The following is a 15,252-nucleotide window of genomic DNA, read 5'->3' as shown; positions in this document are numbered from 1 at the left end:
TGGGCGCCGGCCGGTCGTCAGGCGTGCGGGGAGGGCCGCCCGAGGAGGGCGAGGGTCACCCCGACGAGGCAGAGCGCGGCGGCGCCGCAGACGGCGGGGAGCAGCGCGGCGGGGCCGGGTGGTCCGGCCGCCCAGGTGACGGCGCCCGCCGCGGCGGCGGAGGTCAGGCAGACGAGGGCCGGTGGCCAGGCCACTCCGAAGGCCTGGAGCAGCAGCGCGGTCCAGAGCAGGGCCGCGAGGGCCAGCAGGGCGGCGGGTCCGGTGCCGATGATCAGGGCGGGCGGCAGGAGGAGGAGCAGGTAGCCGGTGAGGCAGAGGGCGAGGACGCCGCAGGAGCGCAGGAGGAAGCCGCCGGGTGTGGTGGCGCGGCGCAGGGCCGTGACGGACCAGCCCCGGTAGCGGTAGAGCAGCCATTCGGCGGGGCCCATGCTGAGGGTGAGGGCGATGACCGCGTACGGGTCACGTCGTCCTTCCAGCATGGTGAGGACGGCGGCGGCGAGCCCGAACAGGCCGTACGGCACGGAGGCGCGCAGCGGCGGGCGGGGGCCCGCGTCGGCGGCGGCCGGTTCGGCGAGGCACTCGGCGAGGACCCGGGCCGCGGCGGCGAGGGTGGCGAGGACGGCGAGCAGGGGCAGGGTGAGCCGGATCAGGGCGCCGGGGTCCCACCAGGGCAGGACGGCGGCGCCCAGGACGAGCGGGGTGAGGGTGAGGAGCAGGAGGCGTTCGCGGCCGAGGACGAGGAGGACGCCCGCCGCGCCCAGGTAGAGCGACTGGAGGCCCGCGACGGCGGTGACGGGTCCGCCTCCGGCGGGGAGGGCGGCGAGTGCGGTGGCGACGGCCGCGCCGAGTGCGGCGCCGCCGACGAGGGAGCGTCCGGCTTCTCTGCGGCCGGTGACGAGCCGGAGGTGGGCGCGGTGTCCGAGGGCCTGGCCCCAGGCCCAGGAGACGGTGCCCGCGACGATGAGCGCGGGGGCGTGCCGGGTGACGTCCCAGAGCGGTGAGGTGAGGAGGTAGGCCAGTGCGGGGAGGGCGAAGAGGGCTCCGCGCAGCAGGCAGCGCAGGGTGTCCGGCCGCCAGGGGTCGGCGCCCGCGGGCGGTTCGGGGAAGGTCCGGGGGACGCGTTCGTAGAGGGCCGCGGCGAGGGAGAAGAGGGTGGGGTGCCCGTACCGCTCCTTGATCATGGAGGCGGAGAGGCCGTCGGCTTCGAGGAGCGCGGCCACCTCGTAGGGGTGGACGGCGGGTCCGATGCGGTCGGCGAGTTCGGCGGCGAGTTCGCTGACGGCTTCCTCGTCGGGGCCGTTGCGGGGCATCCGGATCGCGAGGGTCGGCGAGTCGCCGGGGTCGGCGGACCAGCGGCGCGGCCGGGGCACCGCGAGGCGGATGGCGAGGGTGTCCTGTTCGCTGCCGCCGGGTTCGAGGGACAGGGGGCCGCTCATCCGGCGAACCTTCCGGTGCCGCTGACCGCCGGGGTGGGCAGGACGATCCGGGCGGGCGCCGGGACCGGGCCCCGGGCGAGTTCGCGGTAGATGGCGCGGAAGGTGTCGATGGTCTGCCGGAGGGTGAACTGTTCGACGACGCGGGTGCGGGCTGCGGCGCCCATGGCGCGGCGCCGGGCGGGGTCGCCGAGGAGCCGGAGGGCGGCGGCGGCCATGGCCTCGGGGTCGCGCGGGGGGACGACGAGGCCGGTGTCGCCGACGGCTTCGCGGACGCCTCCGACGTCGGTGGAGACGGTGGCGCGCCCGCAGGACATGGCTTCGATGAGCGTGAAGGGGAAGCCTTCGCTGATGCTGGAGAGCATGACGACGTTGCCGGCCGCGTAGGCGTCCCTGATGTCGTCCACGCGGCCTTCGAAGGTGACGTGTCCGCCCTGGCCGAGGTCGGCGGCGAGTGCCTCGCAGCGCTCCCGGTAGGCCTCGCCGCCGCGCGGGGTGCCGCCGAAGAGCCGCAGCCGGGTCTCGGGGAGGCGTTCGCGGACGAGCGCGAAGGCGCGGATCAGGGTCTCCAGGTCCTTGATGGGGTCGACGCGTCCGGCCCAGCTGAGGGTGAGTGCCTCGGGTTCGGGTCCGGCGGGCGGGAAGGCCGCGGGGTCGACGCCGTTGTAGACGGTGCGGATGGCGGCGGGGTCGGCGCCGCCCTCCTCCTCCCAGAGCCGGTTGTAGCGGTTGCCGGGGGTGATGAGCGCGGCCCGGCGGTAGGTCTCCTCGGCGAGGAGCCGGAAGAAGCCGAGGATCAGGGCCTTGACGGGCCAGCGGTAGGGGGCGGTGCGGTAGCCGAGGTAGCGCTCGCGCAGGTAGACGCCGTGCTCGGTGAGGAGCAGGGGGACGCCGTGGCGTTCGAGGGCGGCGAGTCCCGGCAGGACGGCGACGCCACCGCTGACGGCGTGCGAGACGCCGTCGGCGGGGACCGGTGCGGCGAGGGGGCGCAGGGCGTGTTCGAGGAGGGCGGTCGCGGTGAGCGCGTCGTGGACGGTGGGCCCGGCCTCGGCTGCGGGGACGCCCGGTCGCAGCCAGACGGAGGTGAGGACGGATATCGCCGTGTCGCCGCGGAGGAAGGGGCTGAGGACCCCGTCGGCGGCGGCGCGCGCGAGGCCCTGGAGGGCGGGGGCGAAACCGGCTTCGGCGGTGGGGTCGAGCAGGGCGGTGAGGAAGGTCTCGTAGGTGTCGGCGAGGCGTCTCGCGGTGCGTCCGCGCGGGGCGCGGCCGGGTGGGGCGGGGCCCCACATGGGGACGGACAGGACGTCGGTGACGTGGGCCGGCAGGTCCCACGCGAGTGGTTCGCGTCCGGTGCCGGTGACGGCTATGACGTCGAAGCGTATGTCGGGCATCCCGGTGACGAGCTGGTCGCACCAGACGCTGACCCCGCCGTGGCTGTGCGGGTAGGTGCCTTCGGTGAGCAGGGTGACGCGCGGGGCGCCGGAGCGCCGGGCGCCCTGGGGTACGTGCATGGGTGTGTGCTCCACGGCGGTGGTGGGGTGGTGGTACGGGTCCCGGACCCCCCTGTCGAGGGGTGTCCGGGACCTTCGCTGCCGGTGCTGCGGTCAGCCGTCGGTGCCGGGTGGCTGTGGTCAGCCGTCGGTGCCGGGCGCGACCCGGGCGGAGACGCCCTGGGGTACGCGGGCGGCCGGGGCGGGCGCGGGGACGGGGCCCGGGGCGCCGGTCGTGGTGACCGGGGCGGGCGGGGCGGACAGGGTGAGGGTGAGCGGGGTGGTCGTGAGGGTGGTCCAGCCGGAGCGGGTGCCCGCGTAGGCCTCGCCGAAGGCGGTTCCGCCGCTCAGGGTTCCCGCGGGCATGGTGGCGGGGACGGCCAGTCCGGCCGGGCCCTGGACGGTCACGGCGCTGCCGATGCGGTAGGCGGTGATCTGTCCGGCGCTGACGGCGGTCTGCCAGGCCGTGCGGCGCTTGAGCTCGCCGCCGATGTCCTTCATCCGCAGGTTGACCACGGGGGTGCTGGTCGCGAAGAGCGCCTGGTAGCTGTCGAGTACGCCGTCGAGGACGGGGTAGGCGATGCGGTCCTCGGCGAGGTTCGACTGGTGGATGAAGTGCGGCTTCGGGTCGTTGGCGAGGACGTGGCCGAGGGCGATCTGGCGCTCCAGCGGCACGATGTGGTTCGCGTAGCCGGTGGCCGGGTCGAGCGGGGCGGGCAGGCAGGTGGTGGTCGCGGGGTTGTCCTCGCAGATGCCGCTGCCGCCCTGGGCGCGGCTGGTGTAGATCCAGTTGTACTCGTCGACCTGTTCGGCGGCCCGGCCCGCGTTGTAGAAGATGTTCATCGGGTAGCGCGGGACGGTGGTCGCGGAGCCGACCTGCCGCTGGCCGGGGTCACGGGAGTTGTCCGAGGCCAGCCAGGTGATGGCGTTGTCGCCGAGGGCGAGGCCCAGGTTGGGGTTGTCGGTGGGCTGCTGGGGAAGGACGCGCAGCCCGGAGTGCTCCCCGGTGACGAGTTCGCCGTTCTCCAGGGGAAGTCCGGCGGTCTGGCCCCAGACGCGGTTGAGGGCGATCTCGTCGGAGACGGCGGCCCTGCTCACCCACTTCACGGAGCCGTTGGGCAGGGTGGCGCAGCGCCAGGGCACGACGGAGGTGTCCTGTTCGCAGCCGAGGAAGGCGTGGGTGTAGGTGTGGTTGATCCAGCGGAACTGGTTGCGCTGGTTGACCAGTCGGTCGGCGAGCGGGTCGGCGCCGTTGTTGTCCTCGCGGTGGTCCACGCTGCCTGCGGCGTTGTACGCGAGGTCGAGCGTGAAGCCCCGGTTGTTCTGCCAGGTGACGGCCGCGTCGACGTCGGCGGGGGTCATCCTGATGGGGTCGGGGACGGCGTTGGGGTCGGTGCAGTCGACGTCGCCGGGGGTGCAGTTGAGCGTGGAGTTCCAGCGGTCGTCGGCGGCGAGGACGTCGTCGATGTGGACGGCGAAGTAGTTGCGGGAGGAGCCCAGGTGGACGCCGTCGGTCATCCATTCGACGATGCCGCGGGCCAGCAGGCGGAACTGCTGCTGGTAGCGGTTGTAGACGAAGGTGACGACGAGTTCGCGCCGTCCGTCGTGCTGGTACTCGCCGACCAGCGAGCCCTTCTTGGTGGTGCCGGGGATCGTCGCCTCGACGTACGGGGTGAAGTCGGCGCCCGCCACCGGGGTGGAGAGGTAGGCGTAACTCTCTCCGACGGTGGGCGAGTTGTCCTCGAAGGGAACCGCTCCGGCGAGGTAGCCGAAGGGTCCGTTGCGGCCGGCCGTGGTGACCTGGGCCTGGACGCCGTCGAGGCTGCCGGAGTAGCCGCCGTAGACCGGGTACTGGAGTCCGGCCTCGGGCCGGGCGTAGGTGTACGCGTCGACCTGCGGGATGTCGTAGGCCTGCTCGTAGGCGACGAGGGCGGCCATCTCGGACGAGTTCGCCGGGAACGGGTTGTCGTTCGGCAGGACGACGGCCTGGAACTTGGCGCGGGCGCGGCCCCCGACGCTGTCGGCCAGATAGGCGGCGTCGATGACGGGCCGGTCGGCGCGGTTCAGGTCGATCTCGGTGTACGGCGTTCCCGCGGTCTGGAGTTCGGCGGCGATGGCCTGGGTGGCGGGCCCGCCGTCGGTGACGACCAGGACCCGTAGGTCGACCCGGGGCGGCGGCTCGACCGCCCCGGCGGTCGAGGTGGGCAGGACGAGTCCCGCCAGGAGCGCGCCGGCGGCGAGCAGGGTGGTGCTGACTATCCGCTTCATGCGGTGGTGTTCTCCTCCCGGAGCAGGGGTGGGTACGGCTCCGTGGAGCGGACGCACCCCCTCGTGCCACGCCGGCGTCCCCCTCGAAGGCCGGTCGTACACGCATCCGTCGCGTCAAATGGTGAGGTATCTGTGAGGTTCTTGTGGTGTTACTGCGCAAGGTGGCGAGAATTCGTCGGTCCTCGCGGGGGCGGTGGTGGTGCTTCCGGGGCGCTCAGGGGGTCTGCCGCCGCACCGGAGGTGATCCTTCCGATGGCCTACGGGTCTTGATTGGCGGGAATGAGGACCACCGGCGGGCCGAGGGCCCGCCGGTGGCACCGCCATAGGTGTGGACCTGTCCAGAAAAGAGGCCCCTGAAGGCGCTTTTCAGACAGTGTCCGCCCGGGCGCCGGTGTCTCAGGCGCAGAGGACGCGGGTCTCCGGGGTGTAGACCGGGCCGCCGTTGACGCTGGTGGTGTCGCTGAACTCGGCGTAGAAGTACGAGTAGAAGCCTATGTTGCCGTTGCAGCCCGAGTCGGGGGCGACCTGGAGGGTCAGCGTGACCGTGCGGCTCTGGCCGGGCGGGATGGTCGCGCCGTAGTTGGCGCCCAGGTTGGCGGGACCGGTACCGGAGCAGGAGCTGCTGCCCGAGGGGCCGGCGAGCGTGCAGCCGGTGAACGCGTACTTGAGGTCCGGGCGCTGGGTGGTCAGCCAGGTCGGGTCGATGGTCTGGTAGACGAACCAGATGTCGTAGTTCTTGTTGTTCGTGAGCGTCATCGAGAGGTTCACGGTGCCGCCGGGCGTGGTGGTGGCGGCACTGGTGGAGAAGGTCAGCTGCGCGGATGCCGGGGCGGCGGCGTTCGCGGCCGGGGCCAGGCCGAAGAGGCCCATACAGAGCGCGAGAACGACGGTGAGACCGAGGCGTCGGGTCAGGAGTGATCGCATGGTCCGGGAGGCTAGGCACCGGGAGGGCCCGCCGTCTCCCTCGGCAGGCGGAATCCCGCGCGCCCCACGGCCGAAAGTATTCCCTGTGTGAAGACGGTGGGGAGAAAGTGTGAAGGCCCCCGCGAAGGATCTTTGCGCACGCCGCAGGGAGTGTGGCACCGCCCTCAGAGAGGAGCGCGGAGCCCGGCGCGAACCGGTCGCTCCCGTCTCAGATTTGGCGCGTACGCAACATACCAAGACGCGCCGGAATCCCGGCCAGGCCACGCAACGGTCAATAATTTCAGGCCACTTGGCGTGATCCCGAGGTTCAACCCGACTCCTGCCTCCCTCCTCCCGTCTCCGCCGAATGGAGACCGATTCTGATCGATTACTTTCTGTTATTTTCTTTGATTTTCCTGTGCACGTTTGGGCCGCCGTGATCGCTGATACCGGTGGAGGCGATCGCCTCCGGTACCGCGGAGAGGGGGCGGCGGGCGGTGCGCAGGATCGACGGGAGGGGGCCGCATGCGGGACGGCACGACGGTGTCGCGGGGCGGACTCGCCGCGGAGGCGGCAGCGGGGGGAGACACCGCACGGGCCCGGGAGGACGTATCCGCCGCCACGGTGGGGCGGTCCGCCCGCCCCGGGTGGACCGACACGGACGCAGAGGTGCTCCCGTGAGCGATGTCGGCACGGAGGAGCCGGGCGCCACCGGACCGCCCCGGCCGCCCCTCCCCACGGACGGGCGCCCCGCCGGATACTGGGAGTTCCACGCCCGGCTGTACGACAGGTTCGTCCGGTTCGCACGGTACGACCTGCGGTCCGACGAGCTCGCGGAGGCGGCCGTGGACACCACCTTCGCGGAGCTGATGTACCGGTGGCCGAAGGTGGCGGCACGGGAGAATCCGACCGCCCACGCGTGGACCGTGCTGAAGAGACGCCTCGTCGACCAGGGGCTCAGACGCCACAGGACCGCCCTCCCGGTGGACGACCCGATCCTGTGGGGCCTGCTCGACGAACGCGCCGGGGCGCACGACGCCTTCGACGCGCTGGCCCTGCGGATCTCCGTGCGCAACGCCGTCCACCGGCTTCCCGAGCGGCAGCGGGACGTGATCACGCTCTACTTCCTGCTGGACCAGCCCACCTCCGTGGTGGCCGAGGTGCTGGGCATCAACGAGGCCACGGTCCGGTCGCACATCAGCCGGGCGCTCCCCCGCCTCGGGCGGACACTCGACCTGCCGGGCAGCCGCCCGGAGCACCGAAGGGCCTGCTCATGAGCGAGCACAGTGAGGTCTTCCGGTCCGTGGAGGACATCCTCGCCGCGGCCTCGTCCGACGTCCCCGGGCAGCGCCCCGGCGTCGAGGCCTCCCGCGCGCGACTCCTGGCGGACGCCGCCGGTCCGCCGTCCGCACCCGGCGCCGAAGCCGCCGCCGAGCCCTGCGGACCGGCCACCGGGACCGTCACGGACCGTCACACCGGACGGCATCCGCTCGACGCCGACGAGGCCCTGCGCCGACTGGACGCCCTCTGCGCCACGGTCGTCCTGTCCCGTACGGCAGGTTCCTCGCTCGCCTCGTTCGCCGAGTACGCGGCGGCCGATCCCGGCGGCGCACTGGTCTTCGCCTGTGTGCTGCACCTCGCCGGTGACGGGGAAGGGGCCACCTTCTGGTGGCAGTTGGCCGCCGGGGCCGAACTCGACCCGGCCGTCCACTGCCTGTTCCTCGACCACTCCCGGCGCGGGGAGTACCAGGACGCGGCCGTGTGGGCCCGCCGTCGGGGCGACACCGGCACCCCGCACACCCTCGCGGGCGACCCGGCCCGCACCCCGTCCCCACTGCTGCGGCAGACGCTCGCGCGGGCCCGCCGGTGGACGGTTCCGTACGAGCACGAGGACCTCGGCACGGTCCCGCTCGCCACCCCGGGCCTCGCCAAGGAGGTCTTCGCGCTGGCCCCCCGGCTCGGGCGGGCGGCCCCCGGGGACTGGATGGTCCCGCACCCGATGGCGGCACCGCGCGCGGAGGAACGCGGCCGGACGGCCGAAGGACCCGCCGCGCGCGGGCCGCGCACGGACGTGGACGCCCCGCCGCCCGGCGGGAGCGCCGCCTTCTCCGCACGGCCCCTGCGGCACACGACCCTCACCGCGCTCGCCCAGCAGGTGCCCGAAGCACCGGACCGGTGGACGGAGGCGATGCGGGTGCTGGACGTCCTGCACGCCGTCCGGGGCGCCCGCGCCCCCCTCGCCCCGGCCGGGATCGCCTCGGCGGCCGGGCTCGGCGGGACCGACCTCGGCCGGCTCCTCACCTGGCTGTGCGCGCACCACCTGCTCAGCCGCCTCCCCGACGGCTCGTACACCGTCGGACCGCTCTTCTCCCCCGTCCCCGCGGGCGATCCGGTCCTGCGCCACGACACCCTCGTCCGGCTGCTCGACGATCTGCGGGACGCCACGGGCGCGGCCGTCTACTTCTCGCGGTACACCGACGGGGAGATCGACATCCAGCACTGCTCGGACGGTCCCGGCACTCCGGCGATCACCCAGTGGGTCGACCTGAAGGAGGCCGCCCACGCCAGTGCGAACGGCAAGAGCCTGATGGCCCAGCTCGACTTCGAGGACCGGATGGACCACCTGGCGCGGTACCGGCCGTACGCCCTGACGGAGCGGACCATCACGGATCCCGCTGCGCTGTTCCGCACCCTGGACGGCCACGGCCCCCACGCCAGCCAGTTCGACGTCCTGGAGTACTCGCGGCGCGAGGTGTGCGTGGCGGTTCCGGTGCCCCTCGACGGGCAGCCCGCCTGCGTCGCCCTGTCCCTGCCCGCCGACCGGTCGCCACGGCTCGTCGAGGCCGCGCGGATCCTGTCCGGGCAGTCGGCCCTGATCCTGCTGACGCTCCTCGCCGCGCTCCCCGCCGCCGACGCGCCGGAGCGGCCGGAGGAAGGAGCGGCGACGTCCCGGCACGGCCCTTCGGGGCTGCTCCTCCCGGCGGGCTCCCTCGGCCCCTCCCCCGTCGGCTGGACCGGCTTCCTCACCGATACGCACCGCTCCTGACGCCAACCGCACCCGTGAGCCCGGGGGTGCCTCGCCCAGCCCCACGACCAGGAACGGACGTCGGCGCGCGACCGGGCTCCTCCGGCGCGCCCGCATCACCGACATGGTGGACATCGTCTTCTCCGCGCTGCCGGAGTTCCTCGGCAGTCTGTGCGCGGGTCTCGTCATCGCCGCCGTCGGCCGCGCCCGCAGGCGCCCCCGGCGGAGCCGCCGCGGCCGTCGGAGCCACCGGGCCGCGCGGGGGCACCGGCCCTGAGGTCCCGCGCGCGCGAGCCCGCCGGGGAGCGCCCTCGGTCAGCGCCTGACGATCCGGTCGAGGGTGTCGGCGACGGCGGACTTGACCGCCTCGCGGTGGTGCACGGGTTCGGCGGGCAGGTCGCTGGTGGGGCGCACGCCCCGGTCGGCGAGGACGTGGAGCAGCCGCAGGGTGCGCAGGCAGTTGCTGATGTGGGCGGGTACCGGGGTGCTGATGCGCTCGGACCCGAAGCGTTCCGCGATCGGCTCCAGCCAGCCGGTCGAGTCGGCTTCGCTCAGATCGGTACGGGTGAGGACCAGGGCGACGGCCCGCGCCAGGCGGTCGTCCTCCAACTGGTCGTAGACGTGGTCCGTGGGCGCCGTCAGCCGTGCGGCGGCCAGCTCCAGCATCCGCACGGGCGCCACCTCGGGGTGGCGGCCGAGCCGGGACAGCAGGTCGGCGCCGTGCGCCACCGCGTGCAGCCAGCCGAGCGTCCCGTCGTGGCCGCGCAGATCCCGCTCCGCCGGATACCAGCGCTCGAACGCGTCCACCCAGCCGGCCCTCAGGTCCCCCGCCGCCACCAGCATGTCGAGCACGAGCGGCGCGAAGGTACGGGCCTCGGTCCTCGGGTCGTCGAACCGGGCGGCCATCTCGTCGCCCAGTTCGAGCCGCCGGGACGCCCCGATCGTCCCCCGGTCTATCCAGGTCGCCAGGACGGTGTAGGGGGCGCCGTCCCGGACCAGCGGGTCGGGGTCCGCCAGGGCCCGGGACAGTTCGCCGACGAGGTCGTCCACGGCCCGGTCGGCGGGCACGGCACAGTCGGCGGCTTCGATGGTGTTCCAGTCGATCATGCCCCGCAGGGTAGATGCCCGCTGCCGCCTCGCGCCTCCCCATTAAGGACACATATGCGACTTTGCCCTCAACTGTCGCGTGATGGAGCCGAGTTCCTCCGAGGTGGCCGGATCCTCGGGCAGGAGCCGAGCGGCTCAGGCGCTGCCCCGGGTCCGGGAAGGCCGCCGTCCCCCGTGGGGATACCCCCGCCCCGGGTACGGGGGTTGCCGTCCTGGGTACGTGAGGGAGACCGCCCTCCCAGGTCACGGCGCGGCCATCGCTCCGGGTCCCGGTGAGACCGGAGCGCCTTGTCTCGGCAAGGGGCCGGAGCCTCCGGTGGCGGGAGGGCCGGGGCGTACCGGTTCATTCCGCGTCGTCGACTCCCTCGACGTCGACCGGGCTCGCCCCGTCGAAGGTCACGAGGATCCCGTAGGGGTCACCGAGCCGGAAGCGGCTCTCGGTGAAGAGGACGGCCCAGGACCCGTCGGCCCACACCGTCGCCTCGGGACCGGCCAGGGGAAGGTCCGGCAGGTCCAGCAGGCCGACCTCCTCGGCGGTGAGTCCGAAGCGCTCCTCCCTGAGCCGGGTGCGGCAGTACCGTCGCGCCTCGGCGATGAGTGCGTCGAACCGGTCCACCACGTCGTGGGCGAGGCGGAGGGTGGCCTCGTCGGGCGGCGCGGCCGGTTCGGTCACCACGCTGACCACCGCCGACCCGCCGCCCGTCGGCTCCGGCCGGGAGCCGGTCCAGCAGGCCAGATCCGGAGGGCTCGGCGTACGGCTCAGTACGAGCCCAGCGACACGCAGGGCCCTGGGCAGTCCCCCCGCCGCGCCGGGTGTCCGTGTCTCTTCCGTGCGCGCGGCGCGCGGTGGTTCGTCGTGGTCCGGCATCGGCTCAGCATAGGACCGCCGGGGCGGACCCCGTCCCTGTGGAGGGAAGCCCGGCACCCCTGCCCGGCACCCGCCCGTCGCGGACCCGAGACGACCCCGCCCGGCCTGGACCGCGCCGCCCCGGCCCGGCTCGATCCCGCCCGGCATGACCCGACCGGCCCGGGCACGGCAGGCCCGGGCACGGCAGGCCCGGGCACGGCAGGCCCGGCGAAAATTCCCGGCGGGCCGAGAAGGCGGCTGTTAGGGTCGAAGAGACGTTGACCGTGTAGCGAGGAGCGGCAGACATGTCGGGTGACGACGACATCTCCGGATGAGATCCGGAACTGACGGCCACCGCGGCGCCCCGGGCGCAGGCGGAGTGGCCCGTCTCGTCGTACCCCGTTCCCGCATGTCTGCCCGGGGCGGAGCTCTCTCCGCCCCCAGCCCACCCGAGGTCCTTCCATGTCCGACGTCTCCGTCGTCTGCTCCGGCCTGTCCTTCTCCTGGCCCGACGACACCCCCGTCTTCCACGACCTGAGCTTCGCCCTGGCCTCCGGCCGTACCGGGCTCGTCGCGCCCAACGGCTCCGGCAAGAGCACCCTGCTCAGGCTGATCGCCGGTGAGCTGCGGCCGTCCGCCGGTTCGGTGTCCGTCGGCGGCACCGTCGGGTACCTCCCGCAGACCCTGCCGCTGAGCGGTGACCTCACGGTGGCCGAGGTCCTCGGCATCGCCCCGGTGATCCGCGCCCTCGACGCCGTCGAGTCCGGTGACGTCGGCGAGGAGCACTTCGCCACCATCGGCGACGACTGGGACATCGAGGAGCGGACCCGTGCCCAGCTCGACCGCCTCGGGCTCGGGCGGCTGGCCCTCGACCGCCGCCTCGACACCCTCAGCGGCGGCCAGATCGTCTCCCTCGGTCTCGCCGCGCGGCTCCTGGCCCGCCCCGACGTCCTGCTCCTCGACGAGCCGACCAACAACCTGGACCGGGACGCCCGGCACCGGCTGTACGACGTGCTCGCCGACTTCAACGGGCTGCTCCTGGTGGTCGCCCACGACCGGGCCCTGCTCGACCGCATGGACGGCATCGCCGAACTGGGCGCCTCCCGGCTGCGGTTCCACGGCGGCGACTTCACGTCTTACGAGGAGGCCGTGCGCGCCGAGCAGGAGGTGGCCGAGAAGAACGTGCGCAACGCGGAACAGGACCTGAAGCGTGAGAAGCGCGAGCTGCAGCAGGCCCGTGAGCGTGCCGATCGCCGCGCGAGCAACGCCGCCCGGAATCTGAAGAGCGCCGGGCTGCCCCGGATCTTCGCGGGGAACATGAAACGCGGCGCGCAGGAGTCCGCCGGGCGCGCCGGGCAGATGCACACGTCCCGGGTCGGTGAGGCCAGGGCCCGGCTGGACGAGGCCGGGCGGGCGCTCCGTGACGAGCAGCGCATCTCCCTCGACCTGCCCGAGACCCAGGTGCCCACCGGTCGGGACCTGTTCCTCGGTGAGGGAATGCGGGTCCGGCGGGACGGCCGCGACCTGTTCACACCGGACGGTGCCGATCTCTCCGTGCGCGGACCCGAGCGCATCGCGCTGACCGGGCCCAACGGCTCCGGGAAGACCACCCTGATGCGGCTGGTCAGCGGTGAACTCGCGCCGGACGGAGGGCTGGTCAAGCGCGGTGACGGCCGGGTCGCCCATCTCTCCCAGCGCCTGGACCTGCTGGACGTGGACCGTACCGTGGCGGAGAACTTCGCCGCCTTCGCGCCCGAGCGGTCCGACGCGGAGCGGATGAACCTGCTCGCGCGGTTCCTGTTCCGGGGCGCCCGGGCGCACCTCCCCGTCGGTGTGCTGTCCGGCGGCGAGCGGCTGCGGGCCACCCTGGCCTGTGTCCTGTGCGCCGAACCGGCGCCGCAGCTGCTCCTCCTCGACGAGCCGACGAACAACCTCGACCTCGTCAGCGTGGGTCAGCTGGAGGGCGCGCTCCAGTCGTACCGGGGCGCGTTCCTGGTGGTCAGTCACGACGAGCGGTTCCTCGCCGAGATCGGGGTGGACCGCTGGCTGCGGCTCGCCGACGGCAGGCTGGAGACGATCGGCGCTCCGGAAATGTGACCTGCGGCCGGGGCCCTCGCCCGGCGGGCCGCCCTCCCCCGGACGCATGTCCGACGCCCACCGCGCGCGGGCGCGGCGGCGGGCGTGGCTCGGTGCCCCCGGAGGCGTTCCCGGGGGCACCGCCCGCGCGGGACGACACCGCTGGTGTGACGCTCCGGGCGAGGCTCCGGCCGCGTCCCGCCGGAACCGTGGGGTTCTGCGGCGGCACTGCTCGCCGGAGGTCTCCGGGGTGTTCCGCACCGCACCCCGGAGACATGGAGCCCGGGGCTCAGCCCTCGTCGCCCTCGTCGCCCTCGTCGTCGCCCTCGAAGAAGTCGCCCACCTCATCGATGACTTCGGCGGCCACCATGCCGCCGACGACGCCCACGGCCAGGCCCGCCGCACCGGCGGCGACGGCGGTGCCCATGCCCGGCCCCGAGCGGTGGCCGCCGTCATGGTGGCCGTGACCGTGGTCGCCCTTGTGGGCGTGGCCGCCGTACGGATCGTGGCCGTACGCGTCGTGGGAGCCGTGGCCGCCCTGGGCGAAGAGGGCGCCGCCGGGCCCTGAGGCGCCGTGGTTCCCGTACGAGGAGTGGTGCTCCACCAGCCTGCGCAGCCAGTCGTCCACCTCCGCGTTCCAGTCGATCCGCTCGACGCCGTGGTGGCTGACGGTGAAGCGGGTGAGGGCGTCGTGTCCCTCGGAGCGGAAGCCGCCGCGCTTGTCGGCCTCCAGGACGACCTCCAGTCCGGCGGGACCGGCGAGGAAGGTCACCTCGATCTCGTTGACCTGGTGCGCGTACCGGGGGGACGGGGAGAGTTCGATCTCCTGGTAGAAGGGCAACTGCTGGCCGGTGCCGCCGATGTGACCGAGTTCCAGGTCGGCCGACTTGAAGCCGAGGCCGAGCTGGCCCAGTGCCTCCAGGACGGCTTCCTGCGCGGGCAGGGGGCGGACGGCCAGCGGGTCCGTGTCGCCCTTGTCGCGGGCGCCCGCGACGCCGAGTTCGGTGCGGACGCCCAGCACGATGCCGAGGCCCTGCCCGTACAGCTCGGTGATCGGGGTCTCCCAGGGCAGCGGGAAGGAGAAGGGGACGCTGCGGTGCTCCTCCTCCGCGAGCCGGAAGTTCCCGGCGACGACGTGCCGGTGGAAGACGACGAGGCCCTCGGACTCGCCGTCCTCGTGCTCCGCCTCGACCCGGGCAACGAGTTCCAGGGTGATGTGCTCGATCGTGAAGTCGGCGCCGCCGCCCTTCAGATGGACCTGCCCGCTCAGGACACCGCCCGGCGTCACCGCGCCGGGGTCGAGCACGGTGTCCACCGAGGGGCCGCCGACGCCGAGCGAGCCGAGCAGACGCTTGAACACCATCTGGCGTTCACTCCTTCATGTCACGTGGGGTGGTTCGGCACGAGGGGCTCCGGAGACCGGAGACCCTCTACATGCCTGTAGAAGCATAGGGGCCGCCGGTGCGTGCCGGATCCACTCAGAGCCCCGCCGGGTCGCGCCCGTACCGGAGTTGACTCTCCGTTTACGGGTCACGGCGGCGGCCGAAGTGGGCGCCGCCGCGTGGGCCTGGCGCTCGCGGACGCCTCGCGCGGGTGAGCACCCTGGACGATGCCGGGCCGTACGGATGCGAATACGGAGCCCCGCCGAAGGACCCACCGTCGACCACGTGCCACACCCCCGCCCCGCGCCGTTCGGGGCGGCCTCCGTCGACGGCTGCCCACCGGGCCGGAACGCCGTCGGCCGCCCGGCCCGTGCGGGCGGGGCGGCGACACGGGCGGCGCGGGTTACTTGGCGGCGGCCAGGGCCGCGAGGGCCTGCGCCCAGCGGGCGAACTTCAGGTCCGCGAGGTCGGCGACGGTCTTCACACCGAACGCCTCATCGAGCAGCTCGCCGTCCCGGTCCGAGACGCCCTTCAGCGCGGCGACGGGGGCGGCGAGGATCTCGGGCAGGCTCTTCTCCGCCCACGCCTTGTCCAGCACCTTGTCGAGATCGATCGAAGCCATGAGGCCCTCCAGCCGTCGAGCAGGCGCGACCACCGCGCCTCTACACAGCTGTAGAAAATACGCGGTCGATCACTTCCGGAAGCACCCGCGCCGCATCTC

Annotated in this window: 12 protein-coding genes; 4 read left to right on the top strand and 8 right to left on the bottom strand. The window is 73.7% G+C overall.

Going from position 1 to position 15,252, the window contains the following annotated elements; all coding sequences use genetic code 11:
• Positions 1-17: 17 nt before the first annotated feature.
• The 4 genes from ACIRQY_RS30665 to ACIRQY_RS30650 form a co-directional block, all read right to left on the bottom strand.
• Complete coding sequence (locus ACIRQY_RS30665) at positions 18-1,436, bottom strand: hypothetical protein (RefSeq protein WP_351784266.1); 1,419 nt, start codon at positions 1,434-1,436, stop codon at positions 18-20.
• The gene (gene pelF / locus ACIRQY_RS30660) at positions 1,433-2,944 is read right to left on the bottom strand and encodes a GT4 family glycosyltransferase PelF (RefSeq protein ID WP_403931101.1); all 1,512 of its coding nucleotides are present in this window, start codon (positions 2,942-2,944) and stop codon (positions 1,433-1,435) included. Before pelF ends, ACIRQY_RS30665 begins: the two co-directional genes overlap by 4 nt.
• 120 nt (positions 2,945-3,064) lie before the next feature.
• A complete protein-coding gene (locus tag ACIRQY_RS30655; RefSeq protein WP_403931099.1) occupies positions 3,065-5,191 on the bottom strand; it encodes a hypothetical protein in 2,127 nt (708 codons plus the stop codon).
• 396 nt (positions 5,192-5,587) lie between these two features.
• Positions 5,588-6,115, bottom strand: coding sequence for a hypothetical protein (locus ACIRQY_RS30650; protein WP_403931097.1), 528 nt, complete (start codon positions 6,113-6,115; stop codon positions 5,588-5,590).
• 656 nt (positions 6,116-6,771) lie between these two features.
• Here ACIRQY_RS30650 and ACIRQY_RS30645 point away from each other — a divergent pair.
• The 3 genes from ACIRQY_RS30645 (at position 6,772) to ACIRQY_RS30635 (ending at position 9,396) form a co-directional block, all read left to right on the top strand.
• On the top strand, positions 6,772-7,371 hold the full coding sequence (locus ACIRQY_RS30645; RefSeq protein ID WP_403931095.1) for an RNA polymerase sigma factor: 600 nt from the start codon (positions 6,772-6,774) through the stop codon (positions 7,369-7,371).
• Positions 7,368-9,140 (top strand): IclR family transcriptional regulator C-terminal domain-containing protein, encoded by a 1,773-nt coding sequence (locus ACIRQY_RS30640; protein ID WP_403931093.1) that lies wholly within the window; start codon positions 7,368-7,370, stop codon positions 9,138-9,140. The genes ACIRQY_RS30645 and ACIRQY_RS30640 overlap by 4 nt, the downstream gene beginning before the upstream one ends.
• Before the next feature lie 103 nt (positions 9,141-9,243).
• Positions 9,244-9,396 carry a hypothetical protein gene (locus ACIRQY_RS30635; protein ID WP_351784254.1) on the top strand — a complete coding sequence of 51 codons (153 nt, stop codon included), beginning with the start codon at positions 9,244-9,246 and terminating at the stop codon, positions 9,394-9,396.
• A gap of 38 nt (positions 9,397-9,434) precedes the next feature.
• Here the strand turns inward: ACIRQY_RS30635 and ACIRQY_RS30630 are convergent, their stop codons facing one another.
• A complete protein-coding gene (locus ACIRQY_RS30630) occupies positions 9,435-10,226 on the bottom strand; it encodes a DUF2785 domain-containing protein (protein ID WP_351784252.1) in 792 nt (263 codons plus the stop codon).
• 343 nt (positions 10,227-10,569) lie between these two features.
• Positions 10,570-11,094: a hypothetical protein gene (locus ACIRQY_RS30625; RefSeq protein ID WP_403931091.1), complete on the bottom strand. Its 525-nt coding sequence runs from the start codon at positions 11,092-11,094 to the stop codon at positions 10,570-10,572.
• 441 nt (positions 11,095-11,535) lie between these two features.
• Between ACIRQY_RS30625 and ACIRQY_RS30620 the strand changes: the two genes are divergently transcribed.
• Positions 11,536-13,170, top strand: coding sequence for an ABC-F family ATP-binding cassette domain-containing protein (locus ACIRQY_RS30620; RefSeq protein ID WP_403931089.1), 1,635 nt, complete (start codon positions 11,536-11,538; stop codon positions 13,168-13,170).
• 268 nt (positions 13,171-13,438) lie between these two features.
• Here ACIRQY_RS30620 and ACIRQY_RS30615 read toward each other — a convergent pair whose 3' ends face one another.
• Together ACIRQY_RS30615 and ACIRQY_RS30610 are read right to left on the bottom strand one after the other, a co-directional pair.
• Positions 13,439-14,512 (bottom strand): sporulation protein, encoded by a 1,074-nt coding sequence (locus tag ACIRQY_RS30615; protein WP_403931088.1) that lies wholly within the window; start codon positions 14,510-14,512, stop codon positions 13,439-13,441.
• A gap of 422 nt (positions 14,513-14,934) precedes the next feature.
• The gene (locus ACIRQY_RS30610; RefSeq protein ID WP_351784244.1) at positions 14,935-15,153 is read right to left on the bottom strand and encodes a hypothetical protein; all 219 of its coding nucleotides are present in this window, start codon (positions 15,151-15,153) and stop codon (positions 14,935-14,937) included.
• Between the last annotated feature and the right edge of the window lie 99 nt (positions 15,154-15,252).

Origin of the sequence: Streptomyces sp. NPDC101490 (assembly GCF_044767145.1) — a bacterium.
In the GTDB taxonomy this organism is placed as follows: Bacteria; Actinomycetota; Actinomycetes; order Streptomycetales; family Streptomycetaceae; genus Streptomyces.
This window is presented reverse-complemented; position numbering and strand designations above follow the sequence as displayed.

Excerpts from the sequence above, each read along its gene's own strand:
- ACIRQY_RS30665 (WP_351784266.1), bottom strand. The coding sequence starts at position 1,436 with ATGAGCGGCCCCCTGTCCCTCGAACCCGGCGGCAGCGAACAGGACACC.
- pelF (WP_403931101.1), bottom strand. The coding sequence starts at position 2,944 with ATGCACGTACCCCAGGGCGCCCGGCGCTCCGGCGCCCCGCGCGTCACC.
- ACIRQY_RS30655 (WP_403931099.1), bottom strand. The coding sequence starts at position 5,191 with ATGAAGCGGATAGTCAGCACCACCCTGCTCGCCGCCGGCGCGCTCCTG.
- ACIRQY_RS30650 (WP_403931097.1), bottom strand. The coding sequence starts at position 6,115 with ATGCGATCACTCCTGACCCGACGCCTCGGTCTCACCGTCGTTCTCGCG.
- ACIRQY_RS30640 (WP_403931093.1), top strand. The coding sequence starts at position 7,368 with ATGAGCGAGCACAGTGAGGTCTTCCGGTCCGTGGAGGACATCCTCGCC.
- ACIRQY_RS30635 (WP_351784254.1), top strand. The coding sequence starts at position 9,244 with ATGGTGGACATCGTCTTCTCCGCGCTGCCGGAGTTCCTCGGCAGTCTG.
- ACIRQY_RS30630 (WP_351784252.1), bottom strand. The coding sequence starts at position 10,226 with ATGATCGACTGGAACACCATCGAAGCCGCCGACTGTGCCGTGCCCGCC.
- ACIRQY_RS30625 (WP_403931091.1), bottom strand. The coding sequence starts at position 11,094 with ATGCCGGACCACGACGAACCACCGCGCGCCGCGCGCACGGAAGAGACA.
- ACIRQY_RS30620 (WP_403931089.1), top strand. The coding sequence starts at position 11,536 with ATGTCCGACGTCTCCGTCGTCTGCTCCGGCCTGTCCTTCTCCTGGCCC.
- ACIRQY_RS30615 (WP_403931088.1), bottom strand. The coding sequence starts at position 14,512 with ATGGTGTTCAAGCGTCTGCTCGGCTCGCTCGGCGTCGGCGGCCCCTCG.
- ACIRQY_RS30610 (WP_351784244.1), bottom strand. The coding sequence starts at position 15,153 with ATGGCTTCGATCGATCTCGACAAGGTGCTGGACAAGGCGTGGGCGGAG.